This window comes from Streptomyces sp. NPDC101776, assembly GCF_044766845.1.
Taxonomy (GTDB): Bacteria; Actinomycetota; Actinomycetes; order Streptomycetales; family Streptomycetaceae; genus Streptomyces.
Window position 1 is genome coordinate 1 of record NZ_JBIWMV010000047.1, and the last position, 16,205, is coordinate 16,205.

The following is a 16,205-nucleotide window of genomic DNA, read 5'->3' on the forward strand; positions in this document are numbered from 1 at the left end:
TCGCCTGGTCCTTATGGCGGCGAAGAAGCCAAGCCCGAGCTCGCATCAGCCACTACAAAGGCAGAGGGCATCACGGAGTGTCGTTGCAGTACTAGGACCAGTAGCCCGAGTGCCTTTTGCGCAGGCCGTGCAGTGCGTAGTGCTGGCGTGACTTCACGGTGCCCGGTGGGATGCCCAGGATGTGTGACGCCTCGTTCGCCGTACGTCCGTAGATGTAGATGAGCACGAGCGCTTCCTGATGTTCCGGGGACAGGTCGCGCAGAAGAGAGACCGCGTCGAGGGAGACCAGGAGCGACTCGGTCTCATCGGCCAGTGCAGTGTCCGGACTGTCGTGGGTGAGGGATTCCCGACGGACGTGCGCACTTCGCATCCGGTCGATGATCAGGTTCCTGGTCACCTTGAGCAGCCATCCCCACGCGGACCCCTCTTGATCCTGGTCGACATGAACACCCGGCGCCCCGTCGACGTTCTCGCGGACCGCACCGCGCATACTTTCGCTGCCTGGCTTCGCGAGCACCCTGAGGTGAGGGTCGTCTGCCGCGACCGTGCCGGCTCCTTCCGCGACGGCGCCCACGCCGGTGCACCACAGGCCCGGCAAGTGGCCGACGCCTGGCACCTGCTCCACAACCTCGCCGAAGCCGTCGAGCGCGTCGTCGGACGACACCGCGCTGACTTGCGCGAACCCCTCACAGTCCGGCCCAACCAGGACGGCATCCATCCATCCGCAGGCGTCCGCCCCACCGCCCTGGACGAGTTGGACGTGCACGGACGGCCTCGACCGCTGGTGGCCCGCGCCCGCGAGCGCCATGCACAGATCCACGAACGCATCGAACGCGGCGACAGCCTGCGAGCCATCGCCCGTGAACTCCATCTCAGCCGCGGCACCGTCCTACGCTTCGCCCGGGCCGCCGATGTCCAACAACTTCTCGCCGCGGCAACCGACCGCCCGAGCATGGTCGACGACTACCGGCTCTACCTGCATCACCGCTGGATGGAGGGTTGCACCAACGCTGCCGCCCTTACCCGGGAGATTCAGCAGCTCGGCTACCGCGGAGACGTCAACACAGTCCGCCGCCACCTGCGGCCCTACCGCACCGGGACGATCCCGACAGATGCCCCGCTGCCCCATCTGACCGGCCGCCGAGTCACCGACTGGATCCTGCGCCGACCCGAGCAACTCACCGACACCGAACGCAAATGCCTCGACGAGCTATGCGAACGCAGCCCCGCGCTGGCCACGACCACCCAGTACGCCCAGCGCCTGGCCTCGATGGTGCGCGAACGCCGCAGCGAGCACCTGGCCCTCGACGTCTGGCTCGCCGACGTCCGCCTCGACGGACAACGAGAACTCCGTACCCTGGCCGCCGGTATACGCCGCGACCGCGCAGCCGTACTCGCCGCCCTGACCACCACCCACACTTCAGAAGCGGTCGAAGGCAACGTCACCAGAATCAAGCTGCTGAAGAGACAGATGTACGGCCGGGCCAACTTCGACCTCCTACGCCGCCGCATCCTCCTGTCACCTTGATCAACCCGCTGACACCCCCAAATCAGCGACAGAGCCCAAAAGCTGAGCTAGAACCCGAACCCGCCGACCGTGCGGGCAGCGGACGCGGGCGCGCCAGTCAGCTGGAGGGATCGAGGGGTGTGCCGAACGTCCAGCCCGTCAGGCACGCCGTCAGGACGTCGCACACCACGGCAACTGCCACCACTCCCCAGATGATCCCGCCTCCCTGAGCGACGAAACGCTCCTCGGAAAGATCCAGTGTCTCGGCGATTCGTTTGGCCGCGTCCGTATCCCTGCGAGAGTGCGCACCGAGTAGCTCGGCCATCTCGTCCGGGTGCTCACGCATCGCCGTAGCCAGCAGCTCGAAGTCCGTCCTGATCCGCTGGATGTCGTCTGCCGAGAACTCCGCAGGAAGCTGAACGCGAGTGAGGTGGTCGGTGGACATCGCCAGGCGCTGCTGGTTGTGCTGATAGTCGGTGATGCCCATCACGAGCGTCATGGTGCTCGATACATCGTCAGGCATGTCGCTTTCTCCCATCAGATACACAGGCACGCGGTGGCATTCACGGTGCCGTTCAGCACGGACGGCCGCAAGTACCGCTACACGGGGGAGGGGGTTTCGTACTGCACGCCGCCGGCGCCGCTCCGTGCGACGGGCGTGCGTCTTCGCGCGGCACCCGGCGCGGTAGGGCGGTGGTCAGGTAGGCCAGCATCTGCTCAGCCATCGCCTGCACGTGAGGGGTCGTCATGCGTTCCACCCGCCGTGCCGCATCATCCGTCCTGCTCACCTGCTTGATGCTCGCGGGCTGCTCACCCACTGCACTGGGCGGCTCCGCGCCGTCAGGGAGCGCGAGCGGTGCGGCGGGTCCGTCGGGCGCCGACGGGGCGCCGGGCAGGAGATCGCGGTGGGAGCGGGCCCGCAGAAGACATACACGGTGCAGCAGCAGCCGGCCGCAGGCGTGGTCACGCGCACAGCCCTGGGGTCAGCTGGTACGCGTTGGCACGCATCGCCCGGGATGCCCTTGAGGGGCGACCTTCGCCAAACAAGTGAGTGGGTAAAGCAACGGCAAGGCTCTTCGTCCAATTCGGGGTGGGGTAGCCACGAACGTCGACGGAAGCGGCCGCTCCGGCGATGCAGTTGCACACCCCTGCCGTGGCCGGAAGGCCGATACCAACGAAGGCGGTGGCCGGCTGCCCCGCATCGCCGCGCAGTCACCGCACACGGGGCAGTCGCTCTCGCACCATTTCTCGGCGCTTTCCGGGGCACTGGTTGTGCGAACGCGCAAAGGGCGTGGAGCTCAGCGCAACAAGTCCCGGAACAGGCCTGACACGCGGTCAAGCAGGGGATTCATGCAGGTCAGAACCCATCACCCCCTCTCTCTTCTTTATGTACCCTTTAAGTGAATATCGTTGATTGTTTAATTAGGCGATCCTTACGATCCTCCGACTCGGACATGATCCTCATCAGGGGTGAAGTCCACAAATTCATAGGGGGGTTCACATATGTTGCAAGCCGGACGCACCCGGCTCAGACCTCTGACGCTGGCCGTCGTGCTCTTCTCCGTACTCGCATGGCTCGGCTTGGGGAGCCTGACGCACGCGAGTGCCACCGCCTCCAGCGGTGATTTCTTCCCCGTCGCCCCGTCCGCCAAGATCGTCGACACTCGCTCGTCCCTTGGTATCAGTGCGGTGCTCGGCGCGACGTCGACCAGTTCCTTCCAGGTGCTGGGGCAGGGCGGGGTGCCGTCTTCCGGGGTGTCGGCCGTTTCGGTGGACATCACCGCGGCGAACGCCACCTCGTCGGGCAGCTATCTGCAGATGTGGCCCGACGGAACCACCAGGCCTTACCCGGGATCCGTCATCAACTTCTCCACCGGCGCCGACACGAGTAACTCGGCGATCGTCGCGGTCGGTTCGGACGGGAAGATCAGCGTCTACAACTCCAGCGGCACCGTCGACGTGATCGTCAGTGTCAACGGGTACTTCACCTCCGCAGCCGGCGCCACTTCTCCGGGCGGATACGTTCCGGTCGACGCGTCACGGATCGTCGACACCCGCGACGGCACCGGAGCACCGCAGGCGAAGATCGCACCTGGCGGCACCTTGGATGTCCAGGTCGACGGCGTGGACGGCGTCACCGACGAGGCGTCCGTCTACGCCAACATCACCGTCCCCTCCCCCGGGAGCGCCGGCACCCTGTACGCGTATGCCACCGGTGCTGCAACGGGCCAGCCGGTCGTCAACTACAAGAGCGTCACCACCTCGCAGGGCGTGGTCATCCCGGTGGGGACCGGCGGTCAGATCACCCTGAAGAACGGGTCGTCCACGCAGTCGGTCAACGTCATCCTCGACGTCTACGGCTACTTCACCGAGGCCCCCTCGGGCGGGGGCGTGTTCACCGCTGTCCAGGACCGTCTGCTCGACACCCGGACCTCCACCGCCGTCGCAGCGCACAGCACCGTCAGCGTTGCTGTCGGCGGCAACGACGGCATCCCGACCGCCTTCGGCGCCGCGGTACTCAATCTGACCGCGACCAGCCAGGAGACCTCCGGCTATCTGCAGGTGTGGGGTACCGGCCCGACCACCCCGCCCGGTGTGTCCGTGGACAACTTCCAGGCGACCACCACCACCGCGGACCAGGTGATCGTCCAGCCCGGAACCCAGGGTGCGGTCAGCATCTACAACGACAGCGCCGGCACCATCCAGCTCATCGTCGATCTGCAGGGCTGGTTCTCCTCCGGCCAGGATCCCGCGACGCCCGATCCCACGGACACGGCGCCCGACCCGACGGCCAGCGACCCGGGCCCCAAGCCCTCCGGTGCCATCGCAGCGTCCCCGGGGCCCACGGTGGGCGACACCTCCACCCCGACCAGCAGTTCCACGCCGACGGCCACCGGCGCCGCCACGGTAGCGGGGACGTTCACCAATGCCGCTGGTACCCCGCAGCAGAACCTGAGCGTCTCGGTCACCGCCATCGACGCTGTCCCGGACGACGGCAGCGAAGCCCAGGAGCCCGTTGTCGGTACCACGACCACCGGCACGGACGGCACCTGGTCGCTCACCCTCCCCGACCCGCTCCCCAGCACCCTGCAGACCCTGGCCGACGCCAACGGCGGGGTGCTCAACCTCGAGGCCACGGCCGGCGGTTCGGCGAGCGACGGCACCTTCCTCATCGGTACGGACTTCCTGAGCGCCGGCGTCGCACACGGTTCCGCCTCCACTGCGGCCTCGGCCGAGGTGCGAGCCGACACAACCGCGCACACGACCCCGATGTACGCCGACACGGTCACCACCGAAGTGGACAACGCACCCACCGACGCACAGGTCGCATTGAGCGCGGCACAGCGCGTCGAGAACGACCCGGGCAACGTAACGGAGGACAACACGGACCTCCCCACCTGGCAGTCCGCGACGGGCGGCATATCCACCATGAGCGCCGACACCGTCAACGGGACCGACTACAGCTCGGCGACAGCCACCCCCACCCTCGCGAGCTGCGTCACCAGCGCCACGACGCTCCATACGAAGATCGTCTACACAACGGTCGGCGAGGCCCACGCCTACTACGACTCGAAGGCGAGCTTCGACTACACCGACACCATGGCGAGCACCATCAGCGTCGCCGTGAGCATCAACCAGAGCAAATGGACACTCAGCGGCGAGTCGTCGCAGACCAGCTCCATGGGCCACTCCACCGGATTCTCCGGAAAGGGGCCGTACGTCGCCAAGCGGTGGCGGATACCCATCCTCTACAAGTACCAGCGGGCGCACACCACATGTGGCCGCCAGACCAGCAACGCTTACTACCGGATAGTTCCCGCCGGCTACAAGATTCCCGCAGGCGGAGCCGTCGGATCGTACGGAAAAGACGTCAGGAGCAAGGACGGCTATTCCGGGTATGTCAATTCCAACTCCAGGTGGCGCGGCTACGTCGCTCCCGGCAGCTACTTCGGGCTGGTGAAGGGCAATACCCAAAACGAATCAGGCGGTGTCGCGGTCTGGGGCGTCGGACTCAAGGTGACTTCCACATACGACTCGAAGCACATCCAGAAGATCGAGGCTGGCAACAGTCACATCGAACACGACATCTGGGGTGCACACGGACCGCTCGACGGGAAACCCGGTGTCTTCTATTCGTACTAGAACGCTCGCGTTGATCGCGGGGACAGTACTCACCGTGAGCGCGTGCGCCTCTTCGAACGCGGTACGCGAGGGCACCGCACTGCGCGCGACGGGCCCGCAGGCCGTGGGGGTCCTGGGGTTCCCCCACGCGCAGGTCGGAAAGTCGTACCGATTTGCGTTCCCGCCGTTCGTGAACGGCACGGGCACAAAGCTGGTCGTCGAGAGCGTGAAGATCACCCACGTACCCAAAGGTGCCCAGGTGATCGGCTACCCGGTCTATTCCGTCGACGACACCGACGGTTACATGCTGGACAGTCAGGTCGGGCTCAAATACCCGCGCGACATGGCCAAGGTACCCAACCATGCAGGCAAGCCCATCACGGTCGAACCGCACCAAAAAAGCGACTTCTACGCAATGGTCGAGGTCCACGTGACCGGCCAGGTTCGACACCACCTAGAAGGCTGCCAGATCACCTATTCACAGAAGGGAAGGGAATACCGGCAGACCCTGCGCTGCGACTTCGCACTCGACATGAAGTGACCACCGGCCCCAACATCAAGCACCACCTTCGATGCTGCGCCGCGGGACCCTCCCACGTGGAGACAGCCGCGGCGCAGCATCGCGAGCCGGCCGGCACCCACTCCTTGGCCGCGCTTTTCCGTCAGCGAGCCCCATGGGCTCGTAGCACGATCTTGTTGAAGTGCCCTGATCGGGCGTGACCGATGTGATAATTGTGCCGTTCGAGATGCTGTGAGTATTCGGCCGTGGATCGTGGACGACGACTTGTGGGCGCTGATCGAGCCGCTGCTGCCGCCCTGCCTCAGAAGTCGCCGGGGCCGCGGCCGGTGGCAGATCGGCTGTGTCTGCAGGGCATCCTGTAGGTACTCCACAACGACATGGCCTGGCAAATGCTGCCGCTGAAGCTGGGGTTCGGCTCCGTGCAGACCTGCTGGCGGCGTTTGGATCGGTGGCAGCAGGCCGGGGTCTTCGACCGGCTGCACCGCATTCCGCTCGCCGAGCTGAATGCGGCCGGAGAGCCTTGCCGGTGCGCGTCTGGCGACCATCGGTTGGGACCGAAAGCTGCGTCTGTGGGATCTGGAGACTCGGACTCTGCTTCGTGAGTTCGCGCTCCAGGGACGGCCGGATGTCTTGGCCGCAGCAGACGACGTCGTATTTGGTACGGAGCAGGGAACGGTGTCGGCCTGGCGTGCTGATAAGCCGGGTCGAGTTGGCTGCTGGACTGCTTCGGCACCGATCACGCCCCTTGCGGCCAGGGGGGCTCCCAACGGTGAGGCGTCGTCGGTCATGGCCGGCGATGCCGGTGGCGCTGTCCACCAGCTGTGGATCTGTGCATGACCACCGAAACAGCGAACTCAGTCACCCGCACCAACGCCTACAACACAGCGGAGCGCACCAAGACGACATCGATCAGCGACGTGGGCACCGGGGTGGCGAGCACGACGCTTACTCCGAGCTAGGAGCTGGATGGACGGACGCCCTCCGCCGACTCCCTCCACGGTATCGGTGAAGCGCGGTCGCACGTCTCGGACTCGCGGCCGGCCTGCTGAAGAGGGGTGTAGGTCGCCGAGGCGGCTGACCTTGGCGGCAATCGGGGAGGGCAGGCGGCATGGTGCAGCCCCACCGGGGGAGTGGCGTAGATCACTCTGGAAAGTGGAACCTGTACTGACGCTTTACGTGTGCTTTGTTGTTTCTTTGCCGTTTTTTCCTTCGATACGTTCACACCAGCACCACAAAACGGTGTGTCAGTTACGCATGAGACGGGGGAAATCGTGGCAACTCGCAGCTCTGTGCCGGGGAGGCGCAGACGGTCGGGGGCCGGTGGGAGAGCGCGCTTCATAGCGAGTGGTCTCGCCCTGGCCATGGCCGTCACCGTGCTGGACAGCGCTGGTTCCGCTCTTGCCCAGCCGCTCCAGGCGCCTGCGGCCGTCCCGCAGAGGAAGGCGGTGACGCAGGCCGCTGACATCGCTTCGGCCCGTATCGCCGCGAAGTTGTCCGGTAAGAGGGTCGAGGCGCTTTCCGAGCGCACCGAGACGTCGACTACCTGGGTCAATAAGGACGGGTCGCTCACCACCGAGCTGACCGCCGGGCCTGTGCGCTTCAAGGACCCCGCCAAGGGTGTCTGGCGCGATGTGGATGTCGACCTGGCCGCTCAGGCCGACGGTTCGGTTGTCGCCAAGGCGCACCCGGCTGGGTTGAAGCTGTCAGGGAAGACGGGCGCCAAGCCTTCTTCCCTGCGAGCGGCCCAGTCCGCTCCGGCCGCCGATCTGGTCACGCTCGGCCAGGGAGACGAGCAGATCACCCTGCAGTGGCGGGGTGGGCTGCCGGCGCCTCAGCTGGACGGTCCTCGCGCCACCTATGTCGACGCGGTGCCCGGCGCGGATGTGGTGGTGGAAGCCACCCGTACCGGCTTCGAGCAGTTCGTCGAGGTCAAGGCCAGGCCGGAGACCGGCTTCTCCTACACCCTGCCGCTTCGGACCAAGGGCCTGAAAGTCGAGCAGCAAGCCGACGGCAGCGTGCTGTTCACCGACAAGAAGTCGAAGAAGACCGCTGTCATGCCCGCCCCGGTCATGTGGGACGCAACGGTCGACCCGGTCTCCGGCGAACACACGCGCCAGGTCCGCGTTGCCATGAAGGTCGTCAAGGTCAAGGGCGGTGTCGATCTCGTCATCACCCCCGACGCCGAGTTCCTGGCCGATCCGGCCACGAAGTATCCCGTCACGGTGGACCCTTCCACCTCGGCGCTCTCCAATGTCTTCGACACCTACGTCCAGCAGGGCACCACGGTCGACTGGTCCACGGATGTCGAGCTGGACCTGGGTAACCCCGGGACGCAGAACGCTGACGGGACCTTCCGGACCGCCCGGTCGTTCGTCTCGTGGAACACCGCGCCGATCGCCGACGCGGTGGTGACGGACGCGAAGCTCTCGCTGTGGAACTTCCACTCCGGCAACTACACCGGATCGTCATGTCCGACCCAGCCGTGGGAGGTGTGGTCCGCCGGCGCTGCGACGACATCGTCGCGGTGGACGGCCCAGCCGTCATGGACCGCGAAGAAGGCCACTTCCTCGGAGACCCTGGGCAACGCTTCGTGTTCCACGCAGCCGGACGGCTGGATCAACGCCAACGTCACGACCATGGTGCAGGAATGGGCCTCGGCCAAGGCGGCCAAGTCGCACATGGGTCTGCGTGCCACGGATGAGGCTGTCACGGGGCAGTGGAAACGTGTCAACTCCGCTAACGCAGCCTCGAACCCGCCGAAGCTGACTGTCACGTACAACTACCGGCCGCGCACGGGCACGAAGCAGGAGGCGGGTGCGCCGTTCTTCTCCTACGGGGGCGCCTATGTGGTCAACACCGCCACCCCGACCCTGCGGGACACCTTCGTCGACCCCAACGGGGACAAGGTCAACGGCACCTTCCAGATCTTCGACTCCGCCACCAACGCCCAGGTCGGCAACGTCGTCGTCTCACCCTGGGTGAACTCCGGACAGGCCGCCTCCGTGACCGTCCCGGCCGGAGTCCTGACCAACGGCAAGACGTACAAATTCCGCACCTCGCCGTACGACGGGGCGCACTACAACACGGGCTGGTCGGAGTGGAGGACCTTCACGGTCGACACCACCGCCCCCTCGGCCCCGACCGGTGTGACGTCGACGGACTATCCGTCCACCGCGTGGGTCAAGGGCGCCGGGCAGGCCGGCACTTTCACAGTCACGCCCCGGGGCACCGATCACAACTGGCTCGAATGGTCCTTGGACGGCCTGATGTGGACCAAGGTCACCACCGGCGGGTCCACCGCGGCCAAGGGCATCAGCATCACCCCGCCCAAGGACGGCACTCACACCCTCCAGGTACGGCAGGTCGACAAGGCGGACAACAAGTCCGAGTCTCTGGACTACACCTTCCACGCCGGGCCTGGCGGCTTCGTCCAGCCGAGCGAGGGCGAGAGCACCGCGCGACGGCTGCCGCTTCTCGCCGAGGCCGAAGCGGGCAAGTACGACTCCGTCTCCTTCTCCTGGCGTCGTTCCGACGCCGACACCTGGACGAAGATCCCGGTGGCGGACGTCGTCCAGGACGGCCAAGTGCTCACATCGTGGCCGGTCCCGCTGGTGAACGGCAAAAACGCCGCCATCGCCTGGAACGCCACCAGCACCGTCGACCCCGATGGAAGCGTCCAGATCAAGGCCGACTTCACCGGGCTGAACGGCGAGGCGGGCAGTACGCAGCCACTTCCGGTGGTGGTTGACCGCAACGCGGACGGTGCCGCCGGTTCCCAGGTGGGCCCGGGCTCGGTGAACCTGCTCAACGGTGACTACTCGCTCGGGGCCTCGGACGCCGAGGTGCTGGGCCTGTCGGTGAGCCGTACGGCCTCCTCGCGAGTGCCGGACAAGGGCACCAAGCAGACGGGCCAGGCGCCGATCTTCGGCAAGGAGTGGGTCTCCGGCACCACCGCCCCCGAGGTGGACACGGGGTACTCCCACATCGAGAAGACCTCCGACACCTCGCTCAACCTCGTCTCGACCGACGGCGCGTCCGTTTACTTCACGGCCAACCAGGCCCAGAACGGCTGGATCCCCGAGCCCGGCTTCGAAGAACTCGCCCTGACCGGCGGTTTCTCATCCTCCTTCACCCTGAAGGAGGATGACGGCTCGGTGACCACCTTCAAGAAGGCTGCCGCCGACGCCCCGACCTGGCAGCTGTCCAGCTCGGTCAAGTCAGGTATCGACGGCGGGGAGAGCCTGGTCGTATCCGAAGCCGTCACCATCGACGGCAAGCGGGTCAGCCGCCCCAAGCGCATCATCGGCGCTACGAGCGCGGCCACGGCCACGACCTGTGAGGCCACCCCGTCGACCCGCGGCTGCAAGGTCCTGGACTTCGTCTACGCGACCACGACCACCGCCACCGCCAGTACCTTGGGCGACATCGCAGGCCAGGTTTCCGAGCTCAAGGTGTGGACCTCCGAACCCGGCGCCGCCAATTCCACCGCGGTCGGCGTGGCCCGCTACGCCTATGACGAGCAGGGCCGTCTGCGGCAGGTGTGGGACCCGCGGATCAGCCCCGCTCTGAAGACCACGTACACCTATGACCCCGATAGTCGCGTCAGCGCCCTGACACCACCGGGACAATTGCCGTGGACGTTCAACTACGGCAAGGTCGCCGCGGTGACGGGTGCCTCGGACGGCATGCTGCTGTCCGTGCAGAGGCCCACCCTGGCGGCCGGCACGAAGGACCAGGTCTCCGGCACGGCGACCTCCACGGTCGTCTACAACGTTCCGCTCACCGCGACGACGGCCCCGGCCGCGATGGGCTCGGCCGATGTCGCCAAGTGGGGACAGAACGAGGCTCCCGTCGACGCCACCGCGGTCTTCCCCGCGGACAAGGTGCCCTCATCCTCCGACGGAGCGCAGCTGTCGAAGGCCGACTACGCCCGGGCCATGGTGCTCTACATGAACGCCTCCGGCCGCCAGGTCAACCAGCGCAACCCTGGCGACCACATCACCACCACCCAGTACGACCGGTACGGCAACACGGTGATGGAGCTGTCGGCCGCGAACCGCGCCCTCGCTCTCGGGCTGACCGCCAAGGACAAGGCCAACCTCGCCGAGCTCGGACTGGGCTCCGACGCGGCCGGATCCGCAGCGCGGGCCCGCCTGCTGGCCACTGAGACCACTATCGCCGCCGACGGCTCCCGCTCGAGCGACTCCCGTGGTCCACTGCGCATGCTGACCTTGGGGAAGGACCTCAAGGCCGCCGACGGCACCGTCCTGCTCGCAGCGGGCACCGCGGCTCCCGGTCGTACGTGGACGACCACGTCCTACGACGCCGGTCGTCCCACCGACGGCTCGGCCAGCGTGGTCAACCAGCCCACCAAGGAGACCGTCGGCGCCGAACTGCTGACCTATCCCGGTCAGATGGCCGACGGGCGTGTCACCACCACCGAGTACGACTGGGCCAAGGGCCTGGCCACGAAGAACGTGCAGGACCCCGGCGGCCTGGCGATCACCCGGATCACCGAGTTCGACGACAAGGGCCGTGCCGTCAAGTCACTCATGCCCAATTCGAACGGAACCGACCCCGGAACCCAGCTGACCACCTATTGGTCCGCCACCGGCACCGGAACCTGCGCGGGCCGTCCTGAGTGGGCCGACCAGGTCTGCGAGGTGCGCTACGCGGGTGCCGCAGCAGGCACCAATGGCGCCCTGCCGGTGATCTACAACGAGTACAACGTCTACGGTCAGCCGGCGAAGGTCGTGGAGAGCGCCAACAGCGCCACCCGCACCCTGGTCACTACCTACGACGCAGCAGGCCGGCAGTCGACGGTGACCACCGGCGGCACCGCCGGCACCGCCATCCCGGACCAGACCTTCACCTACGACCTGGAGGCAGGACACCTCACCAAGACCTCCTCGACCACCGCGGGCGCCATTACCCGTACCTTCGACGTGCTCGGACGTCAGATGAGCTACACGGACGCCGACACCAACACCACCGCGGTGCAGTACGACCAGCTCAACCGGCCGGTCAAGAGCACCGACGGAGCCCCCTCCACGGTCACCTACACCTACGACACCTCGGCAGAGCCGCGCGGACTGCTCGTCTCGCTCACCGACTCCGTCGCGGGAACCTTCCGCACCTCGTACGACGCGGACGGCAACGTGGCCACCGAGAAACTGCCCGGCGGCTACACGATGACCCAGTCCAACGACCCGGCCGGCAAGCCGACGGAGCGCGCCTACACCCGCGATTCTGACGGCGCCCTGCTGCTCAGCGACGCCGCCACGGTCACGGCTCACGACCAGTGGGCCACCCGGGCCGGAGGCGCAGGACAGAACACCAACCGCGCCTACGGCTACGACAGGGCCGGCCGACTGACGTCGGTGGAGGACACCGCCGACAGCGTCTGCACCCGCCGCTCGTACGTCTGGGACAAGCATTCCAACCGCACCTCCGTCACGACGGCCGCCACAGCCCCCGGTCTGGACTGCCCGACGACCGGCGGTACGACCGTCACCAGCACCTACGACACGGCAGATCGGCGGACCGACAGCGGCTACGTCTACGACGCCTTCGGCCGCGCTACCACCGTTCCCGGTGAGGGCACGCTCGGCTACCACCTCAACGACCTCGTGAGGCAGCAGCAGTTGGGCGACCAGCGTCAGACCTGGGCTCTCGACGCCACCCGCCGGATCCGTTCCTGGACCGTCGAGTCGAACGCCTCGGGCAGCTGGGCCACGACCGCGACCAAGGTCAACCACTACAGCAGCGACAGCGACAAGCCGACCTGGATCGTCGAGAACACCACCACCGGGGCCATCACCCGCAACGTGGAATCCGCCGGACGCAGCCTCGGTGCCACCACCAGCAAGACCGGTGACGTCGTCCTGCAACTCGTCGACCTGCACAACGACGTCTCCCTCGCACTCCCGCTCGACACCTCCAAGGCCCCCACGGCCCTGACCACGGACGAGTTCGGCAAGCGCACCAGTACCGAGCAGGCCCGTTACGGGTTCTTCGGCGGCGAACAGCGCTCCGCCGACACCCTCGGCAACCTCGTGCTCATGGGCGTGCGCCTGTACGACCCGGCCTCCGGCCGGTTCCTGCAGACCGATCCGGTCGCCGGCGGCAGCTGCAGCAACTACGACTACGTCTGCGCCGACCCGGTCAACGCAGAGGACGTCTCCGGCTGCCTGCCCTGCAAGATCCCGTGGTACGCGTGGACCGGCTGGCGAAGCGACATCAAGATCACCTGGTCGGGCAAGTGGTCCTACACCAGCTGGCACACCAAGAAGTACTCCTGGATGTGGGACGCGCTCGCCGACTGGACGCCCCTGGCGATCGTGGGCTGGAAGGAGCGGTGGCGCTGGCGCACCCAGCGCGGTGTCCGCTGCACCCTCCTGTCGTGGAGCCGCGAAAAGGTCCTGGCTGAATGGGTGTCCGTCTACACCACCCAGTACCAGGACCGGATCACCTACCGGAAGACGTACACCAACTTCCGGTTCTCCGAGACGTCGTCCTGGTGGACCACCTACCGGCGAACCTACGTCTACTCGTCGAAGATCTACTGGGGATACTGACCCCCGGTACATTCCAGGCTGCCCGGGCCGCTTTTCAGCGGCCCGGGCAGCCGCCCTGACTTCTCGAGCACCTCTCAACAGTGAAAACCAAGGAGCAATAAGCATGTCCCAGTCCCGCGTCGGCGTCCTGGTGATGTCGATTGGCGTCGCTCTCACAGCGGCCGGAGCAGCGATGTACGTTCTTCCCGGCCCGGGCCTTCCTGTCCTGCTGCTGGGCCTCGCCGCTGTCGTCGCAGGAGCGGCCGTATGGTTCATCGGCCGCAACTCCGCAAGCTGAACGCTGATCGGCCGTCATAAAGCGCACCGATTTCTCTTTTCGTTATCCGCCTGGGCTGCAACAGCCCTGGCCGGTTGAATACTTGTGAGGTGGGGAAATGCCGAAGCATCGGCTGTCCAGAAAGGGCCGCTACATCGCCCTGGCGACGACCGGCATCGTCGTCGTGTCCGGCGCCGGGATCGCGGCGCAGACCTCGATGGCCGCCACAACGTGGCCCGCGCAGAGGACCTTCACCGGCCGTGCCTTCGACGCCTGCACGGCGCCCTCGCTCACCGCGATGAATGCGTGGAAGAAGGACGCCTACTACAGCGGCCTCGCCGTCTACATCGGCGGCAAGAACCGGGGTTGCGCCCAGCCCAACCTCACCAAGTCCTGGGTGAAGTCGGTCGACACCCTCGGCTGGCGGATCATCCCCTTGTACGTCGGCGCACAGCCGCCCTGCCAGAAGAGCCTCAACAAGGAGAGGTTCACCGCGGCCACCGCCGCCTCGGTAGGCGTTGCCAATGCCAACGACGCGGTAGCCAAGGCGTCGGCGCTCGGCATGAAGCCCGGCAGCCCGGTCTACCTCAACATGGAGTCGTACGACATCGCCGACAAGGCATGCAACGATGCCACCCTCACCTACGTGCGGTCCTTCACCAAAACCCTGCGCGCCAGGACCTACCGCGCGGGCCTCTACGGCTTCAGCAGCTCCAGTGCCAAGGCGATCGCCACCGCCAAGAACCGCACGGACCTGCCCGGCAACCTCTGGTACGCCCTGTGGAACGGCCAGGAGACCACCACCAAGGACTGGCCCTGGGATCCGAAGCTGTACATCGGCCACAGCCGCGGCCACCAGTACAAGGCCAACAGCAAGGAGACCCGCGGCGGCTACACCATCAACGTCGACCGCAATGCCTGGGACGCCCCGGTCGCCATCATCGGCTGACTTGCGTGCCGCCGTGCCGCGCCGCCGGCCATGTGGACTTGACTGGCCCCGTCGCCCCTTGTGATGGTTTCGAGGTGGCGCCTGGCGGGCCTTGGCCTCCAGTCCGACACATGACCGGCGCCGCACGTCCCCGCCGTTCGTCTGGGTTTAGCGCCCTGTGCTGGCCCTGTTGTCCGGCGTGGCTTGGTCATCTCAACAGCCCTCAGGGGGCTGGGCATTGGAACGCTCCTGGAGCCCGAGCCGGGTGGTCGGGGCCGCGCCAAGGCGAGAAAGTCGCCTGCCCGCTTCGGTTGACTCATGCACCACCGACGCCTCGCATGCGACTACGAACGCCGTGAGGTGGGTGAAGCTCTGCTCGACGGGTGCCCGCGCGGCCTCCAGCGCCGTGCTCGATACTTCTGGCCTCGCGCAAGGACCGGTTCCGGGCAGCCCTGTGATCACAGGTGTGATGTCCCGCTATCGGCCTAGGTCAGCGACACAGCGGCCGTCAAGCAGGGACCCCTTGCCCTTTCTTGCCAAGATCCTTACCAGCAGTCCCAGCCCGAAAACGCCAGTGGGGCTCCCCGCCCAAAAGAACGGGAAGCCCTACCTGCCTGCGTCGGTCAACCGGCCATGGCCGCCACCACCAGCGCAACAGCTGCACCGCACAGCAGCACCACAAGCGGCCATGTCAGCCGGCCGCGCCCGGTACGCCACAGCCACAGCACACACGCGGCCACGAACGCGACCGTCACACCGCTCAGCTCGCCGTCACGCCACCCGCACGGCGTCAGGGTCAGCACCCCATACAAGGAGCGCAACGAGGACGCCCACAGTCAGCGCACACACCGTTTCCAGCAGTCTGCTCATCCGGTGCTCTTCTTCTCCGGCGTCTCCGTCAGGTCAGTGTGCCGGCGGAACGGATGGCTCTACCACTACGGTCGCCGTCTTACGGCCGTCTGCGTCCGTACTGGTGGACCGTTTCTCACCGGCCCGGGGACAGCCCATAGAGCATGGCGTAGCCCCCTCTGCTGCTGGCTAATCGGGAGTCCGGGACTGCTGAGCGAGGCGAACGAGGCCAGGAACAGAGCCTGTTCGAGTGGTTCGCGGTTCGTCGACGATTTCGCCGTCGCGGTCGACTCGGTGGACCCGTTCGCTGCGTCACCTGGACACCGGTTCGAGCGCCGTGGGCGGGCCGGGCCCGCGCGGCCCCCGCCGCGGTGGCATTTAGACCGGGGGCCCCCCGGGTACCGGGACATTGGGTGTAGGGCGGGCGGTAACGCCACCGTGGGCCG

At 66.8% G+C, this 16,205-nt stretch carries 10 protein-coding genes and 1 pseudogene; 8 read left to right on the forward strand and 3 right to left on the reverse strand.

The annotated features are described in order from the left end of the window. Positions 1 to 91: 91 nt before the first annotated feature. Positions 92 to 490, reverse strand: a complete 399-nt coding sequence (locus tag ACIRRY_RS51295) for a sigma-70 family RNA polymerase sigma factor (protein ID WP_403987896.1) — start codon at positions 488 to 490, stop codon at positions 92 to 94. Between ACIRRY_RS51295 and ACIRRY_RS51300 the strand changes: the two genes are divergently transcribed. Then, positions 443 to 1,528, forward strand: coding sequence for an ISL3 family transposase (locus tag ACIRRY_RS51300; protein WP_403987899.1), 1,086 nt, complete (start codon positions 443 to 445; stop codon positions 1,526 to 1,528). The genes ACIRRY_RS51295 and ACIRRY_RS51300 overlap by 48 nt on opposite strands. A gap of 97 nt (positions 1,529 to 1,625) precedes the next feature. On the opposite strand, the gene ACIRRY_RS51305 is transcribed toward ACIRRY_RS51300, so the two are convergent. After that, positions 1,626 to 2,030, reverse strand: a complete 405-nt coding sequence (locus ACIRRY_RS51305) for a hypothetical protein (RefSeq protein ID WP_403987902.1) — start codon at positions 2,028 to 2,030, stop codon at positions 1,626 to 1,628. 1,028 nt (positions 2,031 to 3,058) lie between these two features. Between ACIRRY_RS51305 and ACIRRY_RS51310 the strand changes: the two genes are divergently transcribed. From ACIRRY_RS51310 to ACIRRY_RS51340, 7 genes and pseudogenes are all read left to right on the forward strand, one after another. Further along, positions 3,059 to 5,650 carry a hypothetical protein gene (locus tag ACIRRY_RS51310; RefSeq protein WP_403987904.1) on the forward strand — a complete coding sequence of 864 codons (2,592 nt, stop codon included), beginning with the start codon at positions 3,059 to 3,061 and terminating at the stop codon, positions 5,648 to 5,650. Between the two features lie 34 nt (positions 5,651 to 5,684). After that, positions 5,685 to 6,170 carry a hypothetical protein gene (locus tag ACIRRY_RS51315; RefSeq protein WP_403987907.1) on the forward strand — a complete coding sequence of 162 codons (486 nt, stop codon included), beginning with the start codon at positions 5,685 to 5,687 and terminating at the stop codon, positions 6,168 to 6,170. Positions 6,171 to 6,386: 216 nt separating this feature from the next. Then, a pseudogene (locus ACIRRY_RS51320) lies at positions 6,387 to 6,667 on the forward strand (transposase); the annotation flags it as partial. A 315-nt stretch (positions 6,668 to 6,982) separates the two neighbouring features. Further along, a complete protein-coding gene (locus tag ACIRRY_RS51325) occupies positions 6,983 to 7,108 on the forward strand; it encodes a hypothetical protein (protein WP_403987910.1) in 126 nt (41 codons plus the stop codon). 402 nt (positions 7,109 to 7,510) lie between these two features. Continuing rightward, entirely contained in the window at positions 7,511 to 13,726 is a 6,216-nt protein-coding gene (locus tag ACIRRY_RS51330; protein ID WP_403987913.1) for an RHS repeat-associated core domain-containing protein, read from the forward strand. Between the two features lie 103 nt (positions 13,727 to 13,829). Next, complete coding sequence (locus tag ACIRRY_RS51335) at positions 13,830 to 14,003, forward strand: hypothetical protein (protein ID WP_019070528.1); 174 nt, start codon at positions 13,830 to 13,832, stop codon at positions 14,001 to 14,003. 97 nt (positions 14,004 to 14,100) lie between these two features. Beyond that, positions 14,101 to 14,931, forward strand: a complete 831-nt coding sequence (locus ACIRRY_RS51340) for a glycoside hydrolase domain-containing protein (RefSeq protein WP_403987917.1) — start codon at positions 14,101 to 14,103, stop codon at positions 14,929 to 14,931. A gap of 602 nt (positions 14,932 to 15,533) precedes the next feature. Here ACIRRY_RS51340 and ACIRRY_RS51345 read toward each other — a convergent pair. Beyond that, positions 15,534 to 15,713, reverse strand: coding sequence for a hypothetical protein (locus ACIRRY_RS51345; protein ID WP_403987920.1), 180 nt, complete (start codon positions 15,711 to 15,713; stop codon positions 15,534 to 15,536). Positions 15,714 to 16,205 lie beyond the last annotated feature (492 nt).